This window comes from Hyphomonas sp. (assembly GCF_022844445.1).
Classification (GTDB): Bacteria; Pseudomonadota; Alphaproteobacteria; order Caulobacterales; family Hyphomonadaceae; genus Hyphomonas.
The window spans coordinates 84,352-107,947 of the sequence record NZ_JALHLS010000012.1 but is presented as its reverse complement, the minus strand read 5'-3'; the positions used below and the strand labels follow the sequence as shown (position 1 = coordinate 107,947).

The following is a 23,596-nucleotide window of genomic DNA, read 5'->3' as shown; positions in this document are numbered from 1 at the left end:
TGCCGCCGCAGATACCAGAGGGGCCCGGTTCCAAGTGTGGGCGGCAAAATAGTGACTCGCCCCCCGGCGTCAAGCGCCGGGGGTCAGGGCCAGCCTGACAAGGCCTGCCAGCGCGCAGGCCAGGATGACCAGGAGGATATTGGCCTTGAAACGGATCAGGGCAATGGCCGCGCCGGCCGCGATCATCAGCGCCAGCGGGTCAAGCGTCGAAAGGTCAGGCAGGTCCACGGTAATTCCGGCAGGCAGGGCCGTTTCGAAGCTTGCCCGGAACAGCACCGCGATGCCAAAGACCAGCGCGATCTTGGCGATGATTCCGAATACGGCCGCCGTGATCGCCTTCAGGATACCGGCGGCAAAACGGTTGCGCCGCAGGGATTCAGCAAACGGGGCGCCCGCGAAGATCCAGACGAAGGAAGGTGCAAAGGTGCACCAGCTGGCCATCAGCGCGGCGAGGGCGGCGAGCGCGAGCCCGCCGCCCTCGGCCTGCCAGCCTGCCATGAAGCCGACGAACTGGTTCACCAGAACCAGGGGCCCCGGCGTCGTCTCGGCAAGACCCAGCCCGTCGATCATCTGCGGCGCGGTCAGCCAACCTTCCGCCTCGACCGCCTGCTGCTGGAGATAGGCGAGCACCGTATAGGCCCCGCCGAACGTGACGAGCGCCAGCTTGGAGAACAGCAGCCCGACCCGTGTCAGCACATGGTCCGGCCCGAGCAGCGCGAGCGCAGCAAGCACCGGCGCCGCCCAGATTGCCGCCCAGCCGAACGCCGTGGCAAAGGCCCGCCCGGCTTTCGGCGAGGCGGCTTTCGGTTCCGCGCTTGTCAGGGGCGCGCCGAAACTCCGCGCAAGGCCAATGGAGGCCGCCGCCGCGATCACCAGCGGGAAGGGCAGCGCAAACAGGAGCAGGCCAAAGAAGGCGAGCAGGGCAATCGCCACATCGCTCGCCGAATTTAGCGCCCGCTTGCCCACCTTCCAGAGCGCTTCAAGGATGAAGCCGATCACCGCCGCCTTGACGCCGTAGAACAGTGCCGCGACCAGCGGCGTTGTGCCAAGCGTCGCATAGAGCCAGGTCAGCCCGAACACGATCAGCGCGCCCGGCAACACGAACAGGCCGCCCGCAATCACGCCGCCGCGCACGCCGTGCAGGCGCCAGCCGGCATATGTGGCGAGCTGCTGCGCCTCGGGTCCGGGCAGCAGCATGCAGTAATTGAGGGCGTGCAGGTATTCCGCCTCGCCGAGCCATTTCTTCTCGTCCACGAAGATACGGTGCATCAGGGCAATCTGCCCGGCGGGGCCGCCGAAACCAAGGCAGCCGATGCGGAAGCTTGTGGCGGTCAGTTCGCCGAGGGAGGGGGGCGGGGGCGTCATCTCTCAAGTCTCCACACTCTGGCCACAGGCCATCGAGTGGGGCTTGGGCGCGCACGCCTGTCCGGGCGCCCACGAAGCCCGGTGAGGGATGACTAGCCGATTTGAGGCGGCCTGCAAGCACGTCCGCTTTAAGGCCCGTTTAACCCGGCTGCGGTTGACTTTCCCGGGCTGCCTCAGTATCCGGCCCGGCAATGAGCACGCACCCGCACCACCATCATCATCACGCATGACGCGCCGGCGAGGCGCGAACCGGTCCGGCTGCGCCTCTGATTAGTGTTCCCCCTCCAGAACCGAAGCAGACGACGACAGGCCCCAACCGGCTCCCGCGCCCGTTCGACGCGCCGCCTTCCCATTCCGGCCCGCGCCGTTTAAGCGGGCTCAGCCTGACACAGGACCTGGAACGACCATGAGCGACAAGGCAACATCGCCCGCCTCCGGCAAGGATCTCGCCCGCAAGCCGCGCGGCTTTCCGGACAAGCGCGAAGGCTTGATCCAGGCGCAGGCGCGCCTCGTCGAAACAGTAACCGGGGTCTATCGCCAGTGGGGCTTCGAGGCGCTGGATACCGGGGCGTTCGAGTATGCCGATTCGCTCGGCAAGTTCCTTCCGGACGCGGATCGGCCGAACGCTGGCGTCTTCGCGATCCAGGACGATGATGAGCAGTGGATGTCGCTGCGTTATGATCTGACTGCGCCGCTCGCCCGCTTCGTGGCGGAGCAGGGGCAGGGGCTTGGCCGCCCGTTCCGGCGGTATGCGGCGGGTCCGGTCTGGCGCAACGAGAAGCCGGGGCCGGGGCGGTTCCGCGAATTCTGGCAGTGCGACGCGGACACGGTGGGCGCGCCCGGGTTCCATGCCGATGCCGAAATGATCGCGATGGGCGCCGAGGCGCTCCGCGCGATCGGCATGAAGCCCGGCGAGTTCGTGATCCGCGTCAACACGCGGCGACTGCTTAACGGCGTGCTGGATTCCGTCGGCGCGGAAAGTCCCGCCGCGCGGCTCGCCATCCTGCGTGCGCTAGACAAGCTGGACCGGCTCGGCGCTTCAGGCGTCGCAGACCTACTCGGCGTAGGACGCAAGGACGAGAGCGGCGATTTCACCAAGGGTGCAGGGCTCGGTGCAGAAGAAGTGAAGCGCGTGCTGGCTTTTGCTGAAGCGGGCGCGGCGACGCGCGCCGTGACGCTGGCGAACCTCGCGCGCGCAGCCGGTTTCACCGAAGAGGGCAAGGCAGGCCTTGCGGAACTGGAAGCGATCGCACTTGCTTTGGAGGCGCTTGGCGCGCCGGAGGACGACGTGAGGATAGACCCGTCCGTGGTCAGAGGATTGGAATACTACACCGGCCCGGTCTTCGAAGCCGAGCTGCTGCGCGAGGTAACCGGCGAGGATGGCAAGACTTACCGCATCGGCTCCATCGGCGGCGGTGGGCGGTATGACGATCTCGTCGCGCGCTTCACCGGCGAGACGGTGCCGGCCACCGGCTTCTCCATCGGCATCTCGCGGCTCGCCGCCGCGCTGGCGATCCTGGGGGAAGGCGGCAAGCTCAACGGCCCAGTGGTCGTGCTCAATCTGGATAAGGACAATCCGGGCCTCGCCCTCGGCCTCGCAGCAGAGCTGCGCCGCGCAGGTTTACGCGCGGAAGCCTACATGGGCGGCGCTTCCATGAAGGCGCAGATGAAATATGCGGACCGGCGCTCTTCGCCGGCGGTCGTCATCGTCGGCGGCGATGAAGTCGCCAAGGGCACGGTCACCATCAAGGATCTCGAAATAGGCGCGCTCAAGGCCAAGGCCATCTCGTCGAACGAGGCCTACCGTGAGGCGCGTCCCGGCCAGATCGAAGTGCCGCGCGGCGGGATGGTGGAGGCCGTGCGCCGGATCGTCGAGGCCCAGGTATGACCCACGACGCACTTGTGGCAGTTGCCCGTGCGGTGTTCGAGGCTGCAGGTGGCACGCCGGTTGACCCAGACTATGTTCTGCCGGCGGACATTCCGCTGGAACTTTCCGGCGAGGCCGTGCGGGCACGCCTCTGCGTCTTCACCGACAATCGCGGCGCCGAAATGGCGATGCGGCCTGACCTGACGCTCCCCGTCGCGCAGCGCGAGGCGGCGCGCCTGGAGGCAGGACCCTCAGCGAAAACTTACACTTATGCGGCGCGCGCCTTCCGCCTTCCGGCTGCCGCGGACGACCCGTTCGAATTCACGCAGGTCGGCCTCGAGCGGTTCGGCTATGCCGCGGACCCGTCCGCAGACGCCGAACTCTTCGCGCTGGTGCACCGCGCGGTGGAGGCCTGCGGTGTGCAACCGAAGGCGATCGTCACCGGCGATCTTGCGATCTTCCCGGCCTTCATTGATGCGCTGGGCCTGCCCGCCGTCACGACCGACCTGTTGAAGCGTGCCTTCCGGCAGGAGGGCGGTGTGCGCGCTGTGCTCGATGCCGCCTCGCGTCCTCTGGATGCAGACATTCTCGCCGCACTCAATGCGGCCGAACCCGAGACGGCGCTCGCCGCGGTACTGGCGGCGCGCGATGTACCGCTGGTCGGCGCGCGCAGCCTTGCGGAAATCGTCGAGGGCCTTCGGGCCCGCCGCGCCGCCATTGAGGCAGGCGGATTGCCGGACGGTGCCCGTACGGCGCTACTTGCTTTGCGCGAGGTGGACTGCTCGCTGGCGGAGGCGGCGGATAAGCTGGCCGCGCTCGCGAAGGCGCATGGCTTGGCGGGCGCAGACGCCGCGCTCGGCGCATTTGCCTCGCGCTCGGAAAAAATTCTGGCGCTGGTGCCCGGCGCGCGCCGCTCGGCAGAGTTCCGCGCCGGATTCGGCCGCCGCTTCACCTATTATGACGGCTTTGTTTTCGAAGTTCTTGCCGACGGCCTGTTGCCTGCCCAGCCGGTTGCGGCCGGTGGGCGCTATGATGGACTGATCGCCGGTCTCTCCGGCGGCAAAGTTTCGGCGACCGGCATCGGCGGGGTTGTGCGCCCCGACCGGATGGTGCGTGTACGGAGGACGAGGACATGAGCCGGCTGACCATCGCGGTGCCGTCCAAGGGCCGCCTCAAGGAACAGACCGAAGCCTGGCTCGCCGGGATCGGCCACCCGCTTCGCCAGATCGGCGGGGAGCGGGGCTATACCGCCGAGATTGCCGGCCTCGACGCCGAGGTGCGCCTCCTGTCGGCCCGTGAGATCGCGCAGGGCCTGATCGAGGGCAATCTGCATTTCGGGGTCACCGGCGAGGACCTGCTGAACGATCTTTCGCCGGACCCGGCCGGGGATTTCCGCGTGCTGAAACGGCTCGGCTTCGGCCCGGCCGATGTGGTCGTTGCCGTCCCGCAAGCCTGGTTCGATGTGGACACGATGGCCGACCTCGAGGCCGCTGGGGCTGCTTTTCGCAAGGCGCATGGCCGCCGGCTGCGGGTCGCCACCAAATACCTGCGCCTGACGCGCCGCTACTTTGCCCAGAAATCCGTGGGTGAATACCGCCTGGTCGAAAGCGCCGGGGCGACCGAAGCGGCCCCCGCGACGGGCACCGCGGACGTGATCGTCGACATCACGACCACCGGGGCAACATTGAAGGCAAATGGGCTAAAAATTCTCCGGGACGGCGTTATACTGAAGAGCGAAGCGGCGTTTGCCACCTCGGCACGGGCACAGTTTAGCCCCTCTGCTGCCGCTGCCCGGGCAGTTCTGACCGGCGCATTGTCGCAGGGCGATCACGATTTCTGAAAAAATGTTTCGACACATTCTTGACACATCTCGGGATTCGTTGCCGTATGGGGAGGCAAGTTTCTGGGAGGAAACGCTGCAAACGGTGGAGGGGCGCAGCTAGCCGGCAACGGCGCTGCGTCCCTTTTTTAATTCCGGCATATGTCCTTGCCAAAAAGATTGCGCGCCTCAGGGCGCTGCAAGGTGAAGACCGGGTTCCAGAATGGCAGACTTCAGGGGAAGTCGAGGGGCGTTGGAGCGTCGTGCCATCCGGAACCCGGCTTCACGAATAACAATAAGAACATATCGAATAACGTCAATTACTTTTATTGTTATTCGATCACCCTGGTGATTAATTCTATGTAATCCGGCGGCCTGAGTTGACTTGGCGCCCCCTGCCCGCCAAGCGTGGCATTTCCCCGTTTCCCCCCTTTCGAATCCGCCGGAGCTGCCCATGTCAGAGGCCAAAACGCATCAGGATCCCCGCCAGCATATCTTGCCGGTTTACCGTCCGCCGGAGGAAGTGTTCGTCGAGGGTCAGGGCGCCTACCTCTTCACCGAAGATGGCCGGCGCTATCTCGATTTCATTGCCGGCATCGCCGTCACCGCGCTCGGCCATGCCCATCCGGCACTGGTCGAGGCGCTGCGCGACCAGGCCGGCAAGCTCTGGCACACCTCGAACATGTTCCGCGTGAAGGGCCAGGAAGAACTCGCCGACAAGATCTGCCGCGACACCTTCGCTGACCGCGTCTTCTTTACCAATTCCGGCACCGAGGCCGTCGAGTGCGCCATTAAATCGGCGCGCAAATACCACTGGTCGAAGGGCAGCCCCGAGCGGATCGACATCATCACCTTCACCGGCGCCTTCCATGGCCGCTCGGTCGCGGCGATCAATGCCGGCGGCAACCCGAAATACCTCGAAGGCTTCGGACCGAAACTTCCGGGCTTCGTCCACCTCGAATGGGGTGATCACGAAGCGCTGAAGAAGGCCGCGGCCGAGCCGACGGCGGCAGCCATCTTCGTTGAGGTCGTTCAGGGCGAAGGCGGCGTGCGCGCCATGCCGGAAGCCTGCATCAAGGGTCTGCGCCAGATGTGCGACGAACTCGGCCTGCTGCTGATCTTCGACGAAGTGCAATGCGGCATGGGCCGCACCGGCAAGCTCTGGGGTTATCAGTGGGCGGACGGTGTGGAGCCGGATATCCTCTGCGCCGCCAAGGGCATCGGCGGCGGCTTCCCGTTTGGCGCCTGCCTGATGACCGAAGCGGTCGGCGAGCCGATGCAGCCCGGCAGCCATGGCTCGACCTATGGCGGTAACCCGCTGGCGATGGCCGTCGGCAATGTCGTCTGGGACATCATCTCCGACGAGGCCTTCCTCGCCAACGTGCGCCGCGTCTCGGCCACACTGCAGCAGGGCCTGAAGAGCCTCGCCGATACGCACCCGGACAAGGTCGAAGCCGTCACCGGCAAAGGCCTGCTCACCGGCATCAAGCTGAAGGCAGACCCGAAAAACCTGCAGGGCCTTGCCCGTGACAGGAACCTCCTGGTCGGCGTCGCCGGCAACAACGTGCTGCGCCTCGCCCCGCCGCTGGTTATCGAGGAAGCGCATGTGCGTGAGGCGGTCGGCGTGCTGGATGCGGCCCTGGCAGAATGGAAAGTGGCCTGATCCCGCCGCCGGAATATTCCGGCAGCTGCCATTGCGGCGCGGTGCAGTTCCGCGTCACCGCCGCAATCTCGGATATCTACCGCTGCGACTGTTCGCTGTGCCGGATGAAGGGCGCGCTGATGACCAGCGTACACGAGGGCTCGTTCACGCTTCTTGCGGGCGCAGACCAGCTCAGCGAGTACAACTGGAACACGCGGGTTGCCCGGCATTTCTTCTGCTCCGTATGCGGCATTTATCCCTTCCACAGGAAGCGCGCGATGCCGGACCACTACGGCGTCAACGTGAACTGCCTCGCCGGATTTGACGCCTCGGCGCTCAAGGTGCGCCTGGCCTCCGGGCTCGACATGTCGGTCAATGCAGGCGGCGCGCGCGATCTCTGGACCGGGCCGCGCACCACATGACCGGCTTTCAGGCGGCCTGTATTCAGATGCGCTCCGGCACGGAGCCGGGCGCAAATATCGCCGCAGCCTCTGTCCTCATTCGCGAAGCCGCCGGGATGGGCGCCGCGTTCATCGCCACACCGGAGATGACCAACCTGCTCGACATCCGTCCCGGCATGGCGCGCGCCAAGGTGCGTCCCGAAGCAGAGGACGGGAGCCTTGCCGTTCTGCGCGCCTTGGCAGCGGAGCTGCGTGTCACGCTGCTGATCGGCTCGCTGGCGGTTGCGCTGGAAGATGACGAGCGCTTCGCCAACCGCTCGTTCCTGATCGGTCCGGATGGCGGGATAGTTGCGCGCTACGACAAGATCCACATGTTCGATGTGGAAGTCGGCGACGGGCAGACTTACCGCGAATCCCGCGCGTATCGCCCGGGCGAGGAAGCTGTGCTGGCGCAAACGCCCTTCGGACGCCTCGGGCTGACCGTCTGTTACGATGTGCGCTTTCCGCATCTCTATCGCCGCCTCGCGCAGGCAGGCGCTGATATCCTGACGATACCGGCGGCCTTCACCCGCGTGACCGGCGAGGCGCACTGGCATGTTCTGGTCCGCGCGCGCGCGATCGAGACCGGCAGCTTCGTTATCGCGCCCGCACAGGGCGGCATACACGAGGACGGGCGTGAAACGTTCGGTCACTCGCTGATGGTTTCGCCCTGGGGCGATATTCTCGCGGAAGCGACCGGCGCTGAGCCGGGGATTATCCTGGCGCGGATTGATCTTGCAGAGGTGGCGAAAGCGCGCGGGCGGATTCCGTCGCTTGGAAACGACAGATCGCCGCTGCTGCGGGAATACTAAAGGCCCTACCGCCCAAGCCGCCGCCGAAACTCTTGGTAACCGAAATCCGAGATCATCTCGACGCGCCCGTCTTCCCAGCGGACGGCGAGGTTCGCCAGCGGCGTGCCGTTGAATGTGTTCGTCTTCACGAAGGCATAGTGCATCTGGTCGGTGAAGATTACTTCGTCGCCGGGCTGCAGCGGCTTCTCGAAGGAATAGTCGCCGATGATGTCGCCGGTCATGCAGGTCTTGCCGCCGAAGCGGTAGGTGTGCGGATGTTCACCTGGCTGGCCTGCGCCAATCACGTCCGGGCGATAGGGCACTTCCAGCACGTCCGGCATGTGGGTCGAAGCCGAGGCATCAAGGATCGCAAGGTCCATCGCGTTCCAGTGCAGTGCCAGCACGGTTGCGTGCAGTTCGCCCGTATTGACCACAAGGCCCGCGCCCGGCTCGAGGATAACCTCGACACCGAAGCGCGCCTTGAACCCCTTGATCGCGGCAATCAGCTTGTCGACATTATAGCCGGGCTTGTTGAGGAAATGCCCGCCGCCGAAATTCACGGCCTTCACCTGCGCGATGTACGGCGCGAAGTGCTCAGCCACGTATTCGATCAGGCCGACCGAGCCTTCATGCAGGCTCTCGCAAAGCGCATGGACATGGAAGATGTCGACGCCGGACCAGTCCACTGAGCTGAGCTTTTCCGGCACTTCGCCGAAGCGGCTGGTAGGCGCGGTCGGATTGTAGAGGTCGCCGCCGAGCGTGGCGTTGGAGTAGCCGGGATTGACCCGCAGGCCGACATGGCAGCCGGCGTCGCGCGCGATATCGCCAAAGCGGGCAAGTTGTTCGGCGGAGTTGAAGTAGATGTGCTGCGCGACTTTCGTCAGCCGGCGGACTTCCGATTCCGTATAGGCCGGAGAGTAGACATGCACTTCCTTGCCGAACTCTTCGTTCCCCATGATGGCCTCATGCTCGCCCGAGGCCGTCGTGCCGTCGAGATAGTCCCGCATCAGCGGAAAGGCGGCCGGCATCGCGAAGGCTTTCGTCGCCAGCAGGACCTTGCAGCAGGCCTCCTCGCGCACGCGCCTGGCGGTCTCCAGGTTTTTGCGGAGGCGGGCCGTGTCGAGCACGAAGCAGGGGGTTTGAATAGAATCCATTTTCTTCCGCTCATCCCGGCGAAAGCCGGAATCCAGTGCCAAAATCAATTCATCTGCCGCTCTGGATCCTGGCTTTCGCCGGGATGAGCGGACGTTGAGGGCTTAGGTCACAACCTCAAACAGCTCGTCCTGGTCGCCCGGTCCGATGTCGATGATTGTCGTCGGCAGACCGCGCAGCGCCACGTCGTCGAGGAATGGCTTTGGCGGGAACTGTTCCACGTTGAACACGCCCGGGCCTTTCCATATGCCGCGGAAGAACATCGCCGCGCCGGAAACCGGCGGCACACCTGTGGTGTAGCTGACCGCCTGCGCTCCGACTTCCTTGTTGGTCTCGGCATGGTCGCAGACGTTGTAGAGCATCTTGGCAACCGGCTTTCCGTCCTTTCGGCCACGGACGATCACGCCGATGGAGGTCTTGCCGGTGTAGTTTTCGGCGAGGGACGAGGGCGGCGGCAGCAGGTCGCGCAGGAATTCCATCGGGATGATGTCCATCCCCTTGTGCTTGATCGGCTCGAGGCTGATCAGGCCGATGGATTTGAACACTTCCAGGTGTTTGATGTAAGCGTCGCCGAAGGTCATCCAGAAGCGGATCTGCTTAAGGCCGCGGATGTTCTTCACGAGGCTTTCCTCTTCCTCATGGTAGATGAGATAGGATTTGCGCGGGCCAACTTCCGGATAATCCACCATTGTCTTGATGGACAGGGCAGGGATCTCGATCCACTCGCCGTCCTTCCAGTATTTGCCGTCCTGCGTGACTTCGCGCAGGTTGATCTCCGGGTTGAAGTTCGTGGCGAAGGTCTTGCCGTGGTCGCCGGCATTGCAGTCCACGATGTCGATGTAATCGATTTCGTCGAACAGGTATTCCTGCGCATAGGCGCACCAGACGTTCGAGACGCCCGGATCGAAGCCGCAGCCGAGGATGGCCGTCAGGCCTGCTGTCTTGAACTTGTCCTGATAGGCCCACTGCCAGGAATATTCGAACTTCGCGACTTCGCGCGGCTCGTAGTTCGCGGTGTCGAGATAGTTCACGCCGGCCTCGAGGCAGGCGTCCATGATCGGCAGGTCCTGGTAAGGCAGGGCCATGTTGATCACGAGGTCCGGTTTCACCTTCTTGATCAGAGCCACCGTGGCGGCCACGTCATCGGCGTCCACCTGGGCAATCTCGATCGGCGTCACGCAATCCTTCGCCACTTTCTCGCAACTGGCGATCCGGCGGGAGGCCAGCGTGATGTGCTTGAAGGTGGTGCGGTCCATCGCGCATTTCTTGGCGACAACCGAGCCGGCGGCGCCGGCGCCAATGATGAGTACGTTATCCATGAAGCGAAGAACCCTTCGGAGAGTGGGGAGAGGCAAGGTTTGAAAGGCGCCATTTAGGGCATTCCGACCTTCTTCGCTAGACCGGGGTCTGCGGGTGGACGCCAGCGTTCCGCATGCTAGGAGAAGGGAGCTGGTTTACGCGAACTCATGGGGTGAAAATGAGCCGTTGGATGTTTTGGGCGCTGATCGGGGCACTGATCCTCGGCATTGCGGTTGGGGGCGTCGTGTATTCCGTCGCAACGCCCGAACAGGCCACGGCCTTCGCGGACGGTGTGAAGATCCTCTCGGACATCTTCCTGCGCCTCATCAAGATGATCGTCGCGCCGCTGATCCTGACCACCCTGGCGGTCGGAATCGCGCATATCGGCGGCGGCGCCGCGCTCGGTCGCATCGGAGTTCGCACGATGGCCTGGTTCATCGCCGCGTCACTGGTGTCGCTCTCGATCGGCCTCGTGATGGCAAACGTGCTGCATCCGGGTGTCGGCTTCGACACGACGGGTCTGGACGCAGCCAAGCCCGAGCTGGCGACCGGTAGCCTTACGTTCAGGGAGTTCATTACCCACGTCGTGCCGACTTCGATCATTGATGCCATGGCGCGCAATGAGGTCCTACAGATTGTCGTCTTCTCGATTTTCCTCGGCGCCGCCCTGCAGGCGCTCGGTCCGCAGGCCCAGAAAGTCACAGACCTGCTTGAGCAGGGCGCATTCGTCATGCTGAAGATCACCGGGTACGTGATGGTGCTGGCCCCGGTGGCCGTATTTGCGGCTATCGCCAATGTGGTAGCCTTGAAGGGACTCGGCGTGCTGACTGATTATGCGCGTCTGGTGGGCAGTTTCTATCTGGGCGTGGGCGTGCTGTGGGCGGTGCTGATTGCCGCTGGCTTTGTTGTCCTGAAAGGCCGGGTGTTCCCGCTGATCGCCGCGGTGCGTGACCCCTTGCTGATCGCCTTTTCGACGGCGAGTTCGGAAGCCGCGCTGCCCAAACTCCTCGAACGCCTTGAGCGTTTCGGTGTGGCAAACCGCGTGGCGAGCTTTGTCGTGCCGCTTGGCTATTCGTTCAACCTAGATGGATCGATGATGTACTGCACCTTTGCTGTGCTGTTCATCGCACAGGCGCTTGGCGTCGAGATGACCCTGGCACAGCAAATCATCCTGTTGCTCATGTTGATGGTCACGTCCAAGGGGATCGCCGGTGTACCCCGCGCCTCGCTGGTTGTCATCGCGGCGACACTGCCGACGTTCAACATGCCCGCCGAAGCCATCGGCCTCGTGCTCGCAGTCGATGCGTTCATGGACATGGGCCGGACGGCAACCAACGTGATCGGCAATTCGATCGCGAGCGCCGTGGTCGCGAAATGGGAAGGCGTGCTCTACGATCCCAAGGTTGATGAAATCCCGCTTGCCGAGACACTGGACAATGCCCGAAGTTGACGCCTCCCCTGAACCGGAATCGCTGACGTGATCGCAAAGACGCCCCCGCCGCCCTACTGGGCCGTGATTTTCAGCGCCGTGTTCAGCGGCAAGGACGGCGAGAACTACGAAAAGATGGGCGGGCGGATGGTGGAACTCGCCCACCAGCAATCAGGTTTTCTCGGCTACGAGACCGCGCAGGCCGACGGCAATGCCGAAATCACAATCTGCTACTGGGACACGGAGGCAAACCTGCGCGCCTGGAAGCAGAATACCGAACACCTGGAAGCCCAGCGGATGGGGCGCGAGGCCTGGTATTCGGCCTATTCCATACGCATCGTGAAGGTCGAGCGCGCCTACGGCTTCTGACCTCCCGGCCGCGCCCTGTGCATCCTTTCGCCCGGCCGCGCGTTGGTGGCGAGGGACTTGTCCCGGAAACTGGGAGTAATCATCAATGACCATTGAAAGCCTGCTAATCTTCCTCCTTATCGGCGCGATCGCTGGCTGGCTGGCCGGCGTGATCGTCAAGGGCTTCGGCTTCGGCCTGGTCGGCAACATCGTCGTCGGCATCGTCGGTGCGTTCCTTGCAGGACTGCTCTTGCCGGCGATTGGCTTCGGCCTTGGCGGCGGCATTCTGGCGTCCATCCTGCATGCTACCCTCGGCGCCGTGATCCTGCTTGTGCTCATCCGCGTCGTGAAACGCGCCTGATCTTTGCCCAGAGGGCCAGACAGAACCCCTCTTCCCGCCGGGGAGAGGGGTTTTCTCAAATCCCCAATGACATTCCCCCGATAACACGCTATGCGGCCCGCTTGTTTTTGCGGGGGCTGCGCCGATGACGATCCGCCACTTTCTGGATATCTGGCCGCTTGAGCAGGCGGAGCTGCGCGCGATCCTCGACGAGGCGCACCGGGCAAAGAAGGCCCGCGCCGGCTGGTCCAAGGGCCGCATCGACCTCGGCGCGCCACTCGACGGCCATACCCTGGCGATGATCTTCGAGAAAGCGTCCACCCGTACGCGCTTCTCGTTTGACATGGCGATGCGCCAGCTCGGTGGTTCATCCATCACCACCTCGTCAGGAGACATGCAACTCGGCCGCGGCGAAACCATCGAGGACACGGCCCGTGTCCTCTCGCGCTATGTCGACGCCGTGATGATCCGCGCCAACGACCATACCGATATCGAAACCTTCGCCGAGGCGGCCTCCATTCCGGTCATCAATGGCTTGTCGGACCGCTCGCACCCCTGCCAGATCATGGCGGATCTGATGACGCTGGAAGAGCATGGCCTGACTCTCAAGGGTGCCCGTCTCGCCTGGGTCGGGGATGGCAACAATGTCTGTGCCAGCTTCATCCATGCCGCCGCCAAGTTCGGCTTCTCGCTCGCCATCGGCACGCCGCAGCGCTACGCGCCGGACGAAGACGACCTCGACATCGCGACCGAACTGCAAGGCCGTATCGAACTTTTCGAGACCGCCGAAGAAGCGGTTGCCGGCGCGGATGTGGTGATCGCGGATACGTTCGTGTCGATGGGCGACCTTGATGCCGAACGCCGCCTCGAGATTCTCGAGCCGTTTGCGGTCACTGACGAGCTGATGGAACTCGCCAATGGCGGCGCTAAATTCCTGCACTGCCTGCCAGCCCACCGCGGCGAGGAAGTCGACGCCGAAGTGATCGACGGCCCGGACAGCCTCGTCTGGGACGAAGCAGAAAACCGCCTCCATGCCCAGAAGGCCATCCTGCGCTGGTGCCTCGGCAAGTAGGCGTTCACGTTCCCGCGCGGCCCCTTGGCGCGCCGGCGCCGCCATTCTAGGCTCGATCCATGGCCGACACCCTGATCCCCAACGCCAAATTTTCCGACCCTAATGTCACGGCGAAGGGCGAAACCCGCGCCAGCGTCGCTTGGGCAGGGCTCAAGACGCTCTGGTTCAACACCGGCACGCTCTGCAACATCGCTTGCGCCAACTGCTATATCGAAAGTAGCCCGACAAATGATCGGCTCGTCTATCTGACGCGTGCGGATGTGGAGCCCTATCTTGCCGAGCTGACTCTGCCTGCTGAGATCGGCATTACCGGCGGCGAGCCTTTCATGGCGCCGGAGATCCTTGCCATCCTCGAAGCGGCGCTGGAGCGGGGCCACACGCTCCTTGTACTGACGAATGCCATGCGTCCGATGATGCGCCCGCGCGTGCAGGCAGGTCTTGCAGACCTCTCCGCGCGCTTTCCCGGAAAGATGACGCTGCGCGTCTCCCTCGATTCCCATGACGGCGCACTGCATGATGCGGAGCGGGGGCAGGGCGCCTTTGCCGAGGCCTGCGAAGGGTTGCGCTGGATCGCGTCCAACGACATCCCGCTGGCGCTAGCCGGCCGCACGGCCTTGCACGAGGATGAGGCCGCCGCCCGTGAGGGCTACCGCGCCCTCATCGCCTCGCTCGGTCTCGCGCTCGATGCGGCTGACCCCAAACAGCTCGTCCTCTTCCCGGAGATGATCGCCCGCGCCGATCCCCCGGAAATCACCACCGCCTGCTGGGGCATCCTCAGCAAGTCGCCGGACTCCATCATGTGTGCCAGCCAGCGCATGGTCGTGCGCCGCAAGGGCGCGGCGGGCCCCCGCGTTCTCGCCTGCACCCTGCTGGTGGACGACCCCGCCTTCGACCTCGGCGCAACATTCACCGAGGCAACCGCAGAGCCCGTCAAGCTGAACCACCCCTGGTGCGCCAGTTTCTGCGTGCTCGGCGGGGCCAGCTGCTCGGCCTGAAGGGCCCCCCTTGCCGATCGGCCCCCTCGCTGCCACATGGGGCGGCTTGAATGCCCCCCTCAAGGCCGCCTCCCATGACCCAGTTCCCCCATGAAACCGGCGATTTCGCCGCCACCTTCCAGATCGAAGGCCGCCCCATCCGCGGGCGCGCCGTTCGTATGGGCGCTGCCAGCATCTCCCCGATCCTCCACCGGCATGACTATCCCCACCACCTCGCCCAGATCCTCGGCGAGGCCGTGGCCCTGGCCGCCCTCGTCGGCGCCTCGCTGAAGTTCGAAGGCAAGATCCTCGTCCAGGCCGAAGGCGACGGCCCGGTCACGCTGCTGGTCGGCGAGTACAACACCAATGGCAACGTGCGCGGCTATGCCCGCTACAACCCGGAAGGCTGGGCCAATCTCGAGCGCGTCAACAAGGGCGGTGAGCCCCACATGCCGCAGCTCTTCGGCCGCACCGGCCGCCTCGGCCTGATCCTCGTGCAGGACAATCCGGACATCCAGCCCTACCAGGGCATCGTGCCGCTCAACAAGGCAACGCTTGCTCAGTGCGCGGAAGATTACTTCGACATGTCGGAACAGGTACCCTCCAGCATCCGCATCGCCGTGGACCGCGCCGAAGACGGCACCTGGACCGCCGGCGGCATGCTCGTGCAGCGCATCGCCGGCGACGACGCGCGCGGCGAAACGGATGAGGGCTGGCGTGAAGCCGAAGTCCTCTTCTCGACGCTGACGCCGGGCGAGCTGATTGACCCGACGCTGCCGATGACCGAGCTGCTCTACCGCCTGTTCCACGAACAGGGCGTGACGCTGGAATCCGGCATGGCCGTGCTCGACCAGTGTACCTGCAGCGAGGAACGCCTCGTCACCACGCTAAGCCAGATGCCGGACGAGTCCCTTCGAGAACTGGTCGAAGAAGACGGCAACCTCTCCATCGACTGCCAGTTTTGCGCCCGCCACTACAATGTGGACATCTCAAGAGTGACGGGGCCGGTGAACTGAGCGTTACTCCGCCGCGTCCATCGCCAGGATAACCTGCGCGTAGCCGCGTGCGAGCCGCCCCATGTTCTCCACGCTCGTACGTTCGTTGGTGCCGTGGAAGCCGGTGAGTTCGTCCGGCGTCAGCACAGCTGGCGCGAAGCGGTAGACATTCGCGGAGATCGCCTCGGCATAGCGGGCATCAGTCGCGCCGAGTACCAGGCCGGGCGCCGCCGGGGCGCCGGGATAGGTTGCCTCTGCCACGCTCGCCAGGACCGCATAAGCCCGGTTGTCCGTGGGCGACACATTCGAGGCGCCGGTGCCGCGGATCCCTGCCTGGCCCACCACGATCTCGATGCCTTCGATGTCCTTGGTCACCTCTTTCACGTGGGCGACGATCTCTTCTTCTGTATTGCTCGGGTGGATGCGGAAGTTCACCGTCGCTTTCGCGCGCTGCGCCAGCACGTTCTCTTTGGCGGAGCCTTCCAGCATCGTCGGCGCCGTGGTCGTGCGGATCATCGCATTGCCTGCCGGAATCTTGCTCAGCTGACCATCTACGGCGCCTTCAAACAGCCAGAGGTTTGCAAAGGCGAGTCGCTGGGCAAACGGCATGTCCTTGCCGGCAGCACGGAACATTTCCGATGCGGGCGCCTCTTTCAGCGCTGACGGCATCTGGTTCTCATCCAGCGCGACGACGGCGCGGGCGAGGTTTACCGCCGCAGAGTTGCGCGGCGGCGTGGACGAATGCCCGCCCGCCGCCGTGGCGATCACTTCCAGCGTCACATAGCCTTTCTCCGCGATGCCGATGAAGCCTGCCGGCTTACCCGAAAGCGGGGAGGGATTCAGCACCATGAAGCCTTCGTCGAGCACCATTTCCGGCTCGATGCCGCGCGATTTCATCAGCGCCACCGCAGCCGCGGCGCCAGATCCGGACACCTCCTCGTCGTGGCCGAACATGAAATGCACCGTACGCTGTGGCATGAACCCCGAGATGGCCAGCGCCTCGGCCGCTTCCATGAGCGCCACCAGAGAGCCCTTGTTGTCAATCGTGCCGCGGCCATAGATGTAGCCATCGATGATTGCGCCCTCGAACGGGCCGCCTTGCCAGTCATCTTCGGTACCGATGTTGACCGGCACGACGTCCTGGTGCGCCATAAGCATGATCGGCTTGAGGGACGCGTCCGATCCCGGCCAAGTGTAGAGTAACGTCAGCGTGCCCGGCACCACTTCTTTCGTCATTGCTGCATGCGCCGCCGGATAGGTCTCTTCCAGCCAGGCATGCAGTGCCAGCCATTCACCGTCCTGCCCGGGGCGCGGGTCGCCGCTCGCCAGCGTAATCGTTTTAAACTGGATTGCGCGCGAGAGGTTTTGCGCGCCGCGCTCTGCCGAGATTTCCGGTGGCGCTGGGAGCTCCACACGGCCGCCGACGGGCTCGCCGCCATAGTTGATCGCGTTGACGACGAGCACGCCGACCAATGCTGCAACCGCGAGCAAAACCACGGCGAGTCCGATAAGAAGGTTGCGGATCATGTGCGGCGCAGCTCCCGTTTCTGTTTTAAGAACCGTGACCGTGCGCACAGCGCGCCGTCAAGCGACGGCGCATTAAAAAAATGACTTGGCCGTCACCTTTTCACGCGGCAGTGTGAGCGCATGGTTGAACCTTCCCCGAAACGGCTGAGCACGCCCCGCGTCCTGGCCTTGTCCACGCTTGCCTTTCCCTTGTCTGGGATCGGCCTGCCGCTGGGCGTGTATCTTTCGCCCTTCTATGCCGACGAAATCGGTCTCGGCGTCGCGCTGACGGGCATGCTGTTCATGATGCTGCGTCTGCTCGACATGATCCTGGACCCAACGATCGGCCACTTGGTCGATAGCTTCAATTCGAAGTGGGGAAGGGCGCGGCCCTGGATCGTTGCGAGTGTTCCCTTGCTGATGCTCGCGGCCTACTTCATCTACATGCCGCCGCGGGAAGGCGCCAGCGCGCTCTATTTCGTGCTCTGGATGGTGATCCTCTACCTCGGCTCGACCATGCTGATCATCGCGCGCAATGCCTGGGTCGCTGACATCGCGACGGACTATGACGACCGCTCACGCCATTTCGTGATGATCGAGATGGCCAGTGTGCTCAGCATGCTGGTCCTGCTGATCATCCCGGTCATCATCGCCAACAATGGCGGGGATCGTTTCGAACAGATTGGCGCAATGGGCTGGTGCCTTATCATTTCGCTGCCGCTTACCGCGCTGATCGCCTGTATGTTCGTTCCCGACCCGCCGCGGACGAAGGATCCGGACGCGAAAGCCTACACATTTGCTGACCTGCGCATGGCGGTCGGCAACCGCTTCCTGAAAACCGTCCTCCTGCTCGAGTTGCTGATCGGCATGGGCATTACGGTCACGGCCTCGCTCTACCTGTTCGTCGCCGAATCGGTGTTCGGCCTCAGCGATGCGCAGGCAAGCCTCCTGCTGGTCGTGTTTTTCCTGTCCTCCGTACTCGGATTGCCGGTCTGGATGCGGTTCGCTTCAAGAACGGAAAAACACAGTGCTGTCTGCGTGGCCGTTCTGATGTCCGCCGCCAGTTATCTGCTCTACCTTATCGCCTCACAGTTCCCGGGCTTCTGGCCGTTTGCGCTCGCAGCCGTCATCAACGGGTTCGCCTTCACAGCGCCGCTGGTCATTGGCCGATCAATGACGGCAGATGTTGTCGAGTGGGAACTCGTACGCTCCGGCACCAACCGGGCCGGCTTGTACTTCGGCCTGAACGCCGGCGCCTACAAGATCGGCGCGAGCCTCGCGACCGGGCTCGCCTATCTGTTGGTGGGTCTGGTGGCTGGTTATGAGGCCGGCGCCGAGAATTCGCCGGAGGCGGTGCAGGGTTTACTTTTCATCTTCTGCGGACTGCCCGCCGTGTTCTACCTCATCACCTATTTTGTGGTGCGCAACTACCCGCTGACGCGCGCCGTGCAGGCGGAAACAGCCGGCCGGCTCGCCAGCGTGCCGGCAGAGGTCTAGAACCCGCCTCCTTCGGCGAGCCAGTCTAGTTCTTCCGGCGTGCTGGTCCGGGCGACGACCTTGTTGCGATGAGGAAAGCGGCCGAACTGACGGATCGCATCGCAGTGCAGGATCGCATAGTCCATCGTCGTCTTCGTATAGTCGCGGAAGCCCTCACGCGCCGTATTGAAAAGGGCGGTGAACAGGGCGACGGACCAGTCCTGGTCGTCTCCTCTTTCGGAGTGTTCGAGCGGCAGGTAGAAGAACACACGCTCGGCCTCTGCCAGGCCTTCATCCTCGCCTTTTTCCAGACCTTCCTTGCACAGATGAAGGGCCAGCCGGTCCTGCGCGAAGGCGCGCGGGCTGCCGCGGAAGATGTTGCGGCTCATCTGGTCGAGCACGATAATCGCGGCGAGGCGGCCCTTCGGCCCGCGCGCCGCCCAGTCCTCGGCAAGCGGACCAGCCGACAGCGTCTCCAGCAGCGGCAGGAATTTCGCTTCGAGTTCGGCGTCGAAGGCCTTGCCGCCATTGAACCATTTCTTCGATTGCGCCTTCAGCCCCTCGGGCGTGTCTGCATCTGCGATCCAGAAGGCGAGAATGTCTTCGGGGGAGGGATGATGGCTCATGCCGCCGGGCGCCGGGCCACGATCATGTAGTTGACGCTCGTATCGAGGGAGAGCTTCCACTGGCCGGTAAGCGGCTGGAAGGCGACGCCGATGGTCTCGTTGATCTCCAGCCCGGCGCCGCGCAGCGGCGTGCGCACATCTTCGGGGTCGAGGAATTTCGACCAGTCATGCGTGCCGCGTGGCAGCCAGCCGAGAATGTATTCGGCGCCGATCACGGCTGTGGCGAGCGCCTTGGCGGTCTTGTTGAGCGTCGCGACGATCATCAGCCCGCCGGGTTTCACGAGGCGCGCCGTGTCCATCAGGAACTGGGCGGGGTCCGCGACGTGCTCGACCACTTCGAGGTTCAGCACAATGTCGAAGGCGGTCTCCCCGGCGGCGAGCAGGCCTTCGGCAGTGCCGGCTCGGTAGTCGATCTTCAGGCCCTGCTCGACCGCATGGGTCAGCGCCGTCTTGATGTTGGCCTCTGAGGCATCCACCCCGGTGACCGAGGCGCCGAGCCGGGCCATCGGCTCGCAGACCAGGCCCCCGCCGCAGCCGATATCGAGCAGGCGCAGGCCATCGAGCGGTGTGCGCAGGCCGGCGGCGAGGCCGAAATGGCGCTCGGCGGTTTCCCGGATGAACCTCAGACGGACGGGGTTGAAGCGGTGCAGCGGCTTGAACTTGCCGTTCGGGTTCCACCAGTCGGCCGCCATGGCAGAGAATTTGGCGACTTCGGCCGGGTCGATGCTTGGCGTGACCGGCGGCAAGTCAGACGCGTCAATTGTTCTCGCCATCGTTTAGCAATCCTGTTTGATCCGCGCTGAACTTTCCCCTACAGGGGCCGATATAGGACGCCCCGGGCGGGGCAGATAGTCGGTTGGGGCGAAATGGCGCGCACGGTACTCAAATTCGGCGGCACATCGGTCGGCGATCTGGACCGCATTGCCAATGTGGCAGAAATCGTCGCGGCGCGTGCCGCGAAGGGCGAGAAGATGGCTGTCATCGTCTCGGCCATGTCGGGGGAGACCAACAAGCTGGTCGCCCTGGCAGATGGCGCCGCCGGCAAGGACCTGCCGCGCAGCCTCTATGACGACGAGTATGACGTAGTCGTCGCCTCGGGCGAGCAGGTGACCGCCGGCCTTCTGGCGCTCGCATTGCGCCGCCGGGGTCTGAAGGCCCGCTCCTGGCTCGGCTGGCAGCTGCGTTTGAAAACCGACAACAGCCACGGCCGCGCGCGGATCATGGGCTTTGACGACTCCTCTCTGCCGGACTCGGTGGATAGCGGCGAGATCGCCGTCGTCGCAGGCTTCCAGGGCGTCACCGACGACTACCGGGTCACGACACTTGGCCGGGGCGGCTCGGATACCAGCGCCGTGGCGGTTGCCGCCGCCCTCGGCGCCAAGGTCTGCGACATCTATACAGATGTAGACGGGGTCTACACCACCGATCCCCGGATCGTCCCCAAGGCCCGGCGGATCGACAAGATCTCATATGAAGAGATGCTCGAGATGGCCTCGCTCGGCGCGAAAGTGCTGCAGACGCGCTCGGTCGAACTCGCAATGAATCACAATGTTCCCGTCCGGGTGCTGTCGAGCTTCGTGAAGCCCGGCGAGGAATCCCCCGGAACGCTTGTCTGTGCAGAGGAAGAAATCGTGGAAAAGCAGGTTGTGAGCGGCGTCGCCTATTCGCGGGACGAAGCAAAGGTCACGCTCTACGGTGTGCCCGACAAGCCGGGATCGTCGGCCAAGATCTTCTCGGCCCTCGCCAAGGCCGGAGTGAACGTCGATATGATCGTGCAGGCCAGCTCCCGCGAAGCCTCCAAGGCAAACCTCGTGTTCACCTGTACCGAGCGCGACAGCCCGTTTGCCCGCGACACGCTGGAGAAGCTGAAAGCTGATCTCGGCTATGAGCGGCTGGAAGTGGTCAGCGATGTCTCGAAGATATCGATCATCGGCGTCGGCATGAAGAGCCATACCGGCGTCGCCGAGAAAATGTTCACGGCGCTCTCGGAAAAGGGCATCAACATCGATGTCATCTCCACCTCGGAGATCAAGATTTCCGTGCTGATTGCCGCGCCCTATACAGAACTGGCCGTTCGCGCCCTACATACCGCGTTTGGTCTGGACTCGGAATAACCCGCCATCCCGAACGGGAGAGCATGCCCTATAATATGCCGGCCACGCGTGTGCTCATGAACAACCTCCGCCAGGTGATGGCGGAGGATGGTGACACGCGTTCGCGCCTGGACCATGTGGTCCGCCTCATCGCCTCGACCATGGTGGCCGATGTGTGCTCGATCTACCTGCGTGAGCCGGAGGGCTCGCTGCTGCTGATCGCAACCGAAGGACTGAAGCCGGAAGCCGTCAACAAGACGCGCATGGCCTCCAACGAGGGCCTCGTCGGCTTTGTAGCCCGCACTGCCGAGCCCATCGCCATCGAGGACGCGCCGCGCCATCCTTCCTTCTCCTACCGCCCGGAAACAGGGGAAGATCCCTTCCACGCCTTCCTCGGCGTGCCGATCCTGCGCACTGGCGGGGTGACCGGCGTGCTTGTCGTCCAGAACAGGACTGAGCGGTCTTACCGCGATGAGGAGATCGACACGCTGCAGACCATCTCGATGGTGCTGGCAGAGATCGTCCATACGCTGGTGCTGGTGCCTGCCCCGCAGAGCGCGCCGGAACGCCGTGTGCGCGGGCCGGGCGGTGGCAACCTCACGGGCCGGGTATTCTGCGAAGGCCTCGGTTATGGCCGCGCGGTGCTCCACGACCCTGTGGTGCCGGCGGCGAAGTTCTTTGCCAGCGACATGCCGGCGGAAGCGGCAAGGCTCAATGACGGCCTGATCGAACTGCGTGCCTCCATCGACCGGATGATGCTGATTGATGGCGCCGCCCTCGGCGGTGACCCGCGTGACGTGATGGAGGCTTACCGGCTGCTGGCCGAAGACCCGTCCTGGGCCGAGAAGCTGCACGAGGGCATCCGCTCCGGGCTTTCCGCCGAAGCGTCGGTGGACCGGGCCCGGCGCGAGCACCGCGCGCGGCTGCAGAATGCGCGCGACCCCTATCTGCGCGAACGGCTTCACGACCTCGAAGACCTCGACAACCGCCTCCTGCGCGTGCTCGGCGGAGACGAGAGCAAGCCGAAGATCACCGGCGAGCAGAACGTGCTGGTCGCTCGCCGGCTGGGGCCTGCGGAACTGCTGGAGTATGCCAAGGTTGGTCTGCGCGGCCTGCTGATGGAGGAGGCGGCCGCGTCGTCGCACGCCGCGATCGTGGCTCGCGCGCTCGGCATTCCGGCCATCGGCGGCATCGAAAACCTGACCACGCGCATCGAGCAGGGCGACTACATCATCGTGGATGCCGAGGAAGGCTCCGTCCACATCCGCCCGGATGATGCGGTGTACGATGCGTACAAGTCCCGCGTCGCCCTGCGCTCGCAGCGCCAGGCGCGGTATGCCGCCCTGAAGGGGCTGCCGGCGAAGACCCTTGATGGTACGCATGTCTCGCTCATGCTCAACGCCGGCCTGGACCTGGATCTTGACATGCTGGACCAGGCCGGCGCCGACGGGGTGGGCCTGTTCCGCACCGAGTTCCAGTTCCTTGTCTCGGAGTCCCTGCCGCGCCTTGAAGACCAGATTGCGCTCTACAAGCGCGTGCTTGACCGGGCAGGCGAGCGACCGGTCGTATTTCGCACGTTGGACCTTGGCGGCGACAAGGTGCTGCCTGCGCTGAACCTTCAGCGGGAAGAGAACCCCGCCCTTGGCTGGCGCTCGATCCGGTTTGCGCTGGACCACAAAGGTCTGTTCCGCCGACAGCTGCGGGCGCTGGTGCGGGCCGCCGGGGAGCGGCCGCTGACCGTGATGTTCCCGATGGTGACCGTGCCGTCCGAGTTCCGGGACGCCAAGGCGCTGCTGTTGGAGGAAATGCGCTGGAGCGCAGAGCGCACAGGCGTCAAGCCTTCCAAGCTGGAAGTCGGCGTGATGCTGGAGACCCCGGCCCTCGGGTTTTCGATGCAGGACCTGGCCGGGGAGGTCGACTTCCTGTCAGTTGGCACCAACGACCTGTTGCAGTTCTTCTTCGCCGCCGACCGGATGACACCCTCGGTCAGCGAGCGATACGACCTTGTGGACCCGGCCGCCCTGCGCTTTCTCAAGATGGTCGCCGAGACGTGCAAGGCCGGCAATGTCCGCCTGTCGGTGTGCGGGGAGGCGACAGCCTCACCCCCGGTCGCGCTATGCTTTGCGGCGCTCGGCTATACCAGCCTGTCAATGGCGGCCTCGGCCATCGGCCCGGTCAAGCAGGCTCTGCGCGAGGTCGACCTTAACGCTTTCCGGGCCGGTCTTTTCGAGCGTATGGACAAGCCGAACGGATCGTTCCGTAACCAAGTGTTAGCACTTGCCGCTGAGCATGGGATTGACACGGCTGACAGCTAAAGCGTGTTGCGGCGGAACGAACCCGGCCCTACGTAAACTCTGGACCG

General features: G+C 64.4%; 21 protein-coding genes. 15 read left to right on the top strand and 6 right to left on the bottom strand.

Going from position 1 to position 23,596, the window contains the following annotated elements:
• Window positions 1–69: 69 nt before the first annotated feature.
• Window positions 70–1,365: a chromate efflux transporter gene (gene chrA / locus Q0C17_RS13700; RefSeq protein ID WP_291207399.1), complete on the bottom strand. Its 1,296-nt coding sequence runs from the start codon at window positions 1,363–1,365 to the stop codon at window positions 70–72.
• Window positions 1,366–1,771: 406 nt separating this feature from the next.
• On the opposite strand from chrA, the gene hisS reads away from it, so the two are divergent.
• The 6 genes from hisS to Q0C17_RS13670 all read left to right on the top strand — a co-directional run bounded on the left by hisS (window position 1,772) and on the right by Q0C17_RS13670 (window position 7,945).
• Window positions 1,772–3,253 carry a histidine--tRNA ligase gene (gene hisS / locus Q0C17_RS13695; RefSeq protein ID WP_291207397.1) on the top strand — a complete coding sequence of 494 codons (1,482 nt, stop codon included), beginning with the start codon at window positions 1,772–1,774 and terminating at the stop codon, window positions 3,251–3,253.
• Entirely contained in the window at window positions 3,250–4,368 is a 1,119-nt protein-coding gene (locus Q0C17_RS13690; protein ID WP_291207394.1) for an ATP phosphoribosyltransferase regulatory subunit, read from the top strand. The genes hisS and Q0C17_RS13690 overlap by 4 nt, the downstream gene beginning before the upstream one ends.
• On the top strand, window positions 4,365–5,072 hold the full coding sequence (hisG, locus tag Q0C17_RS13685; protein ID WP_291207392.1) for an ATP phosphoribosyltransferase: 708 nt from the start codon (window positions 4,365–4,367) through the stop codon (window positions 5,070–5,072). Before Q0C17_RS13690 ends, hisG begins: the two co-directional genes overlap by 4 nt.
• A gap of 433 nt (window positions 5,073–5,505) precedes the next feature.
• Window positions 5,506–6,714: an aspartate aminotransferase family protein gene (locus Q0C17_RS13680; RefSeq protein ID WP_291207389.1), complete on the top strand. Its 1,209-nt coding sequence runs from the start codon at window positions 5,506–5,508 to the stop codon at window positions 6,712–6,714.
• On the top strand, window positions 6,699–7,115 hold the full coding sequence (locus tag Q0C17_RS13675) for a GFA family protein (protein WP_291207386.1): 417 nt from the start codon (window positions 6,699–6,701) through the stop codon (window positions 7,113–7,115). The genes Q0C17_RS13680 and Q0C17_RS13675 overlap by 16 nt, the downstream gene beginning before the upstream one ends.
• On the top strand, window positions 7,112–7,945 hold the full coding sequence (locus Q0C17_RS13670) for a carbon-nitrogen hydrolase family protein (RefSeq protein WP_291207383.1): 834 nt from the start codon (window positions 7,112–7,114) through the stop codon (window positions 7,943–7,945). The genes Q0C17_RS13675 and Q0C17_RS13670 overlap by 4 nt, the downstream gene beginning before the upstream one ends.
• Before the next feature lie 5 nt (window positions 7,946–7,950).
• Here the strand turns inward: Q0C17_RS13670 and Q0C17_RS13665 are convergent, their stop codons facing one another.
• Together Q0C17_RS13665 and Q0C17_RS13660 are read right to left on the bottom strand one after the other, a co-directional pair.
• A complete protein-coding gene (locus Q0C17_RS13665; protein ID WP_291207380.1) occupies window positions 7,951–9,078 on the bottom strand; it encodes a carboxynorspermidine decarboxylase in 1,128 nt (375 codons plus the stop codon).
• A gap of 102 nt (window positions 9,079–9,180) precedes the next feature.
• Window positions 9,181–10,395 carry a saccharopine dehydrogenase family protein gene (locus tag Q0C17_RS13660; RefSeq protein WP_291207377.1) on the bottom strand — a complete coding sequence of 405 codons (1,215 nt, stop codon included), beginning with the start codon at window positions 10,393–10,395 and terminating at the stop codon, window positions 9,181–9,183.
• A 158-nt stretch (window positions 10,396–10,553) separates the two neighbouring features.
• Here Q0C17_RS13660 and Q0C17_RS13655 point away from each other — a divergent pair, with 158 nt between their 5' ends.
• The 6 genes from Q0C17_RS13655 to Q0C17_RS13630 all read left to right on the top strand — a co-directional run bounded on the left by Q0C17_RS13655 (window position 10,554) and on the right by Q0C17_RS13630 (window position 15,554).
• Window positions 10,554–11,825: a dicarboxylate/amino acid:cation symporter gene (locus Q0C17_RS13655; protein ID WP_291207374.1), complete on the top strand. Its 1,272-nt coding sequence runs from the start codon at window positions 10,554–10,556 to the stop codon at window positions 11,823–11,825.
• 27 nt (window positions 11,826–11,852) lie between these two features.
• Window positions 11,853–12,173 (top strand): antibiotic biosynthesis monooxygenase, encoded by a 321-nt coding sequence (locus Q0C17_RS13650; protein ID WP_291207371.1) that lies wholly within the window; start codon window positions 11,853–11,855, stop codon window positions 12,171–12,173.
• Window positions 12,174–12,258: 85 nt separating this feature from the next.
• Window positions 12,259–12,513: a GlsB/YeaQ/YmgE family stress response membrane protein gene (locus tag Q0C17_RS13645; protein ID WP_291207368.1), complete on the top strand. Its 255-nt coding sequence runs from the start codon at window positions 12,259–12,261 to the stop codon at window positions 12,511–12,513.
• 124 nt (window positions 12,514–12,637) lie between these two features.
• Entirely contained in the window at window positions 12,638–13,564 is a 927-nt protein-coding gene (argF, locus tag Q0C17_RS13640) for an ornithine carbamoyltransferase (RefSeq protein ID WP_291207365.1), read from the top strand.
• A gap of 59 nt (window positions 13,565–13,623) precedes the next feature.
• Window positions 13,624–14,559 carry a radical SAM protein gene (locus Q0C17_RS13635; RefSeq protein WP_291207362.1) on the top strand — a complete coding sequence of 312 codons (936 nt, stop codon included), beginning with the start codon at window positions 13,624–13,626 and terminating at the stop codon, window positions 14,557–14,559.
• A gap of 74 nt (window positions 14,560–14,633) precedes the next feature.
• Window positions 14,634–15,554, top strand: coding sequence for an Hsp33 family molecular chaperone HslO (locus Q0C17_RS13630; protein ID WP_291207359.1), 921 nt, complete (start codon window positions 14,634–14,636; stop codon window positions 15,552–15,554).
• 3 nt (window positions 15,555–15,557) lie between these two features.
• Here the strand turns inward: Q0C17_RS13630 and Q0C17_RS13625 are convergent, their stop codons facing one another.
• The gene (locus Q0C17_RS13625; RefSeq protein ID WP_291207356.1) at window positions 15,558–17,060 is read right to left on the bottom strand and encodes a M20 family peptidase; all 1,503 of its coding nucleotides are present in this window, start codon (window positions 17,058–17,060) and stop codon (window positions 15,558–15,560) included.
• Between the two features lie 120 nt (window positions 17,061–17,180).
• Here Q0C17_RS13625 and Q0C17_RS13620 point away from each other — a divergent pair, with 120 nt between their 5' ends.
• On the top strand, window positions 17,181–18,536 hold the full coding sequence (locus Q0C17_RS13620; protein WP_291207354.1) for an MFS transporter: 1,356 nt from the start codon (window positions 17,181–17,183) through the stop codon (window positions 18,534–18,536).
• Here Q0C17_RS13620 and Q0C17_RS13615 read toward each other — a convergent pair.
• Window positions 18,533–19,141 carry a DUF924 family protein gene (locus tag Q0C17_RS13615; RefSeq protein ID WP_291207351.1) on the bottom strand — a complete coding sequence of 203 codons (609 nt, stop codon included), beginning with the start codon at window positions 19,139–19,141 and terminating at the stop codon, window positions 18,533–18,535. The genes Q0C17_RS13620 and Q0C17_RS13615 overlap by 4 nt on opposite strands.
• On the bottom strand, window positions 19,138–19,914 hold the full coding sequence (ubiG, locus tag Q0C17_RS13610) for a bifunctional 2-polyprenyl-6-hydroxyphenol methylase/3-demethylubiquinol 3-O-methyltransferase UbiG (protein ID WP_291207348.1): 777 nt from the start codon (window positions 19,912–19,914) through the stop codon (window positions 19,138–19,140). The genes Q0C17_RS13615 and ubiG overlap by 4 nt, the downstream gene beginning before the upstream one ends.
• A 93-nt stretch (window positions 19,915–20,007) precedes the next feature.
• Between ubiG and Q0C17_RS13605 the strand changes: the two genes are divergently transcribed.
• Both Q0C17_RS13605 and ptsP read left to right on the top strand, forming a co-directional pair.
• Window positions 20,008–21,255, top strand: a complete 1,248-nt coding sequence (locus tag Q0C17_RS13605; RefSeq protein ID WP_291207346.1) for an aspartate kinase — start codon at window positions 20,008–20,010, stop codon at window positions 21,253–21,255.
• Window positions 21,256–21,311: 56 nt separating this feature from the next.
• Window positions 21,312–23,549 carry a phosphoenolpyruvate--protein phosphotransferase gene (gene ptsP, locus Q0C17_RS13600; protein WP_291207343.1) on the top strand — a complete coding sequence of 746 codons (2,238 nt, stop codon included), beginning with the start codon at window positions 21,312–21,314 and terminating at the stop codon, window positions 23,547–23,549.
• The last annotated feature ends 47 nt before the right edge of the window (window positions 23,550–23,596 follow it).

Excerpts from the sequence above, each read along its gene's own strand:
- Q0C17_RS13660 (WP_291207377.1), bottom strand. The coding sequence starts at position 10,395 with ATGGATAACGTACTCATCATTGGCGCCGGCGCCGCCGGCTCGGTTGTC.
- Q0C17_RS13670 (WP_291207383.1), top strand. The coding sequence starts at position 7,112 with ATGACCGGCTTTCAGGCGGCCTGTATTCAGATGCGCTCCGGCACGGAG.
- chrA (WP_291207399.1), bottom strand. The coding sequence starts at position 1,365 with ATGACGCCCCCGCCCCCCTCCCTCGGCGAACTGACCGCCACAAGCTTC.
- Q0C17_RS13635 (WP_291207362.1), top strand. The coding sequence starts at position 13,624 with ATGGCCGACACCCTGATCCCCAACGCCAAATTTTCCGACCCTAATGTC.
- Q0C17_RS13620 (WP_291207354.1), top strand. The coding sequence starts at position 17,181 with ATGGTTGAACCTTCCCCGAAACGGCTGAGCACGCCCCGCGTCCTGGCC.
- Q0C17_RS13665 (WP_291207380.1), bottom strand. The coding sequence starts at position 9,078 with ATGGATTCTATTCAAACCCCCTGCTTCGTGCTCGACACGGCCCGCCTC.
- Q0C17_RS13615 (WP_291207351.1), bottom strand. The coding sequence starts at position 19,141 with ATGAGCCATCATCCCTCCCCCGAAGACATTCTCGCCTTCTGGATCGCA.
- ptsP (WP_291207343.1), top strand. The coding sequence starts at position 21,312 with ATGAACAACCTCCGCCAGGTGATGGCGGAGGATGGTGACACGCGTTCG.
- Q0C17_RS13645 (WP_291207368.1), top strand. The coding sequence starts at position 12,259 with ATGACCATTGAAAGCCTGCTAATCTTCCTCCTTATCGGCGCGATCGCT.
- Q0C17_RS13605 (WP_291207346.1), top strand. The coding sequence starts at position 20,008 with ATGGCGCGCACGGTACTCAAATTCGGCGGCACATCGGTCGGCGATCTG.
- hisG (WP_291207392.1), top strand. The coding sequence starts at position 4,365 with ATGAGCCGGCTGACCATCGCGGTGCCGTCCAAGGGCCGCCTCAAGGAA.
- ubiG (WP_291207348.1), bottom strand. The coding sequence starts at position 19,914 with ATGGCGAGAACAATTGACGCGTCTGACTTGCCGCCGGTCACGCCAAGC.
- Q0C17_RS13655 (WP_291207374.1), top strand. The coding sequence starts at position 10,554 with ATGAGCCGTTGGATGTTTTGGGCGCTGATCGGGGCACTGATCCTCGGC.
- Q0C17_RS13680 (WP_291207389.1), top strand. The coding sequence starts at position 5,506 with ATGTCAGAGGCCAAAACGCATCAGGATCCCCGCCAGCATATCTTGCCG.
- Q0C17_RS13675 (WP_291207386.1), top strand. The coding sequence starts at position 6,699 with ATGGAAAGTGGCCTGATCCCGCCGCCGGAATATTCCGGCAGCTGCCAT.
- Q0C17_RS13690 (WP_291207394.1), top strand. The coding sequence starts at position 3,250 with ATGACCCACGACGCACTTGTGGCAGTTGCCCGTGCGGTGTTCGAGGCT.
- Q0C17_RS13625 (WP_291207356.1), bottom strand. The coding sequence starts at position 17,060 with ATGATCCGCAACCTTCTTATCGGACTCGCCGTGGTTTTGCTCGCGGTT.
- argF (WP_291207365.1), top strand. The coding sequence starts at position 12,638 with ATGACGATCCGCCACTTTCTGGATATCTGGCCGCTTGAGCAGGCGGAG.
- hisS (WP_291207397.1), top strand. The coding sequence starts at position 1,772 with ATGAGCGACAAGGCAACATCGCCCGCCTCCGGCAAGGATCTCGCCCGC.
- Q0C17_RS13630 (WP_291207359.1), top strand. The coding sequence starts at position 14,634 with ATGACCCAGTTCCCCCATGAAACCGGCGATTTCGCCGCCACCTTCCAG.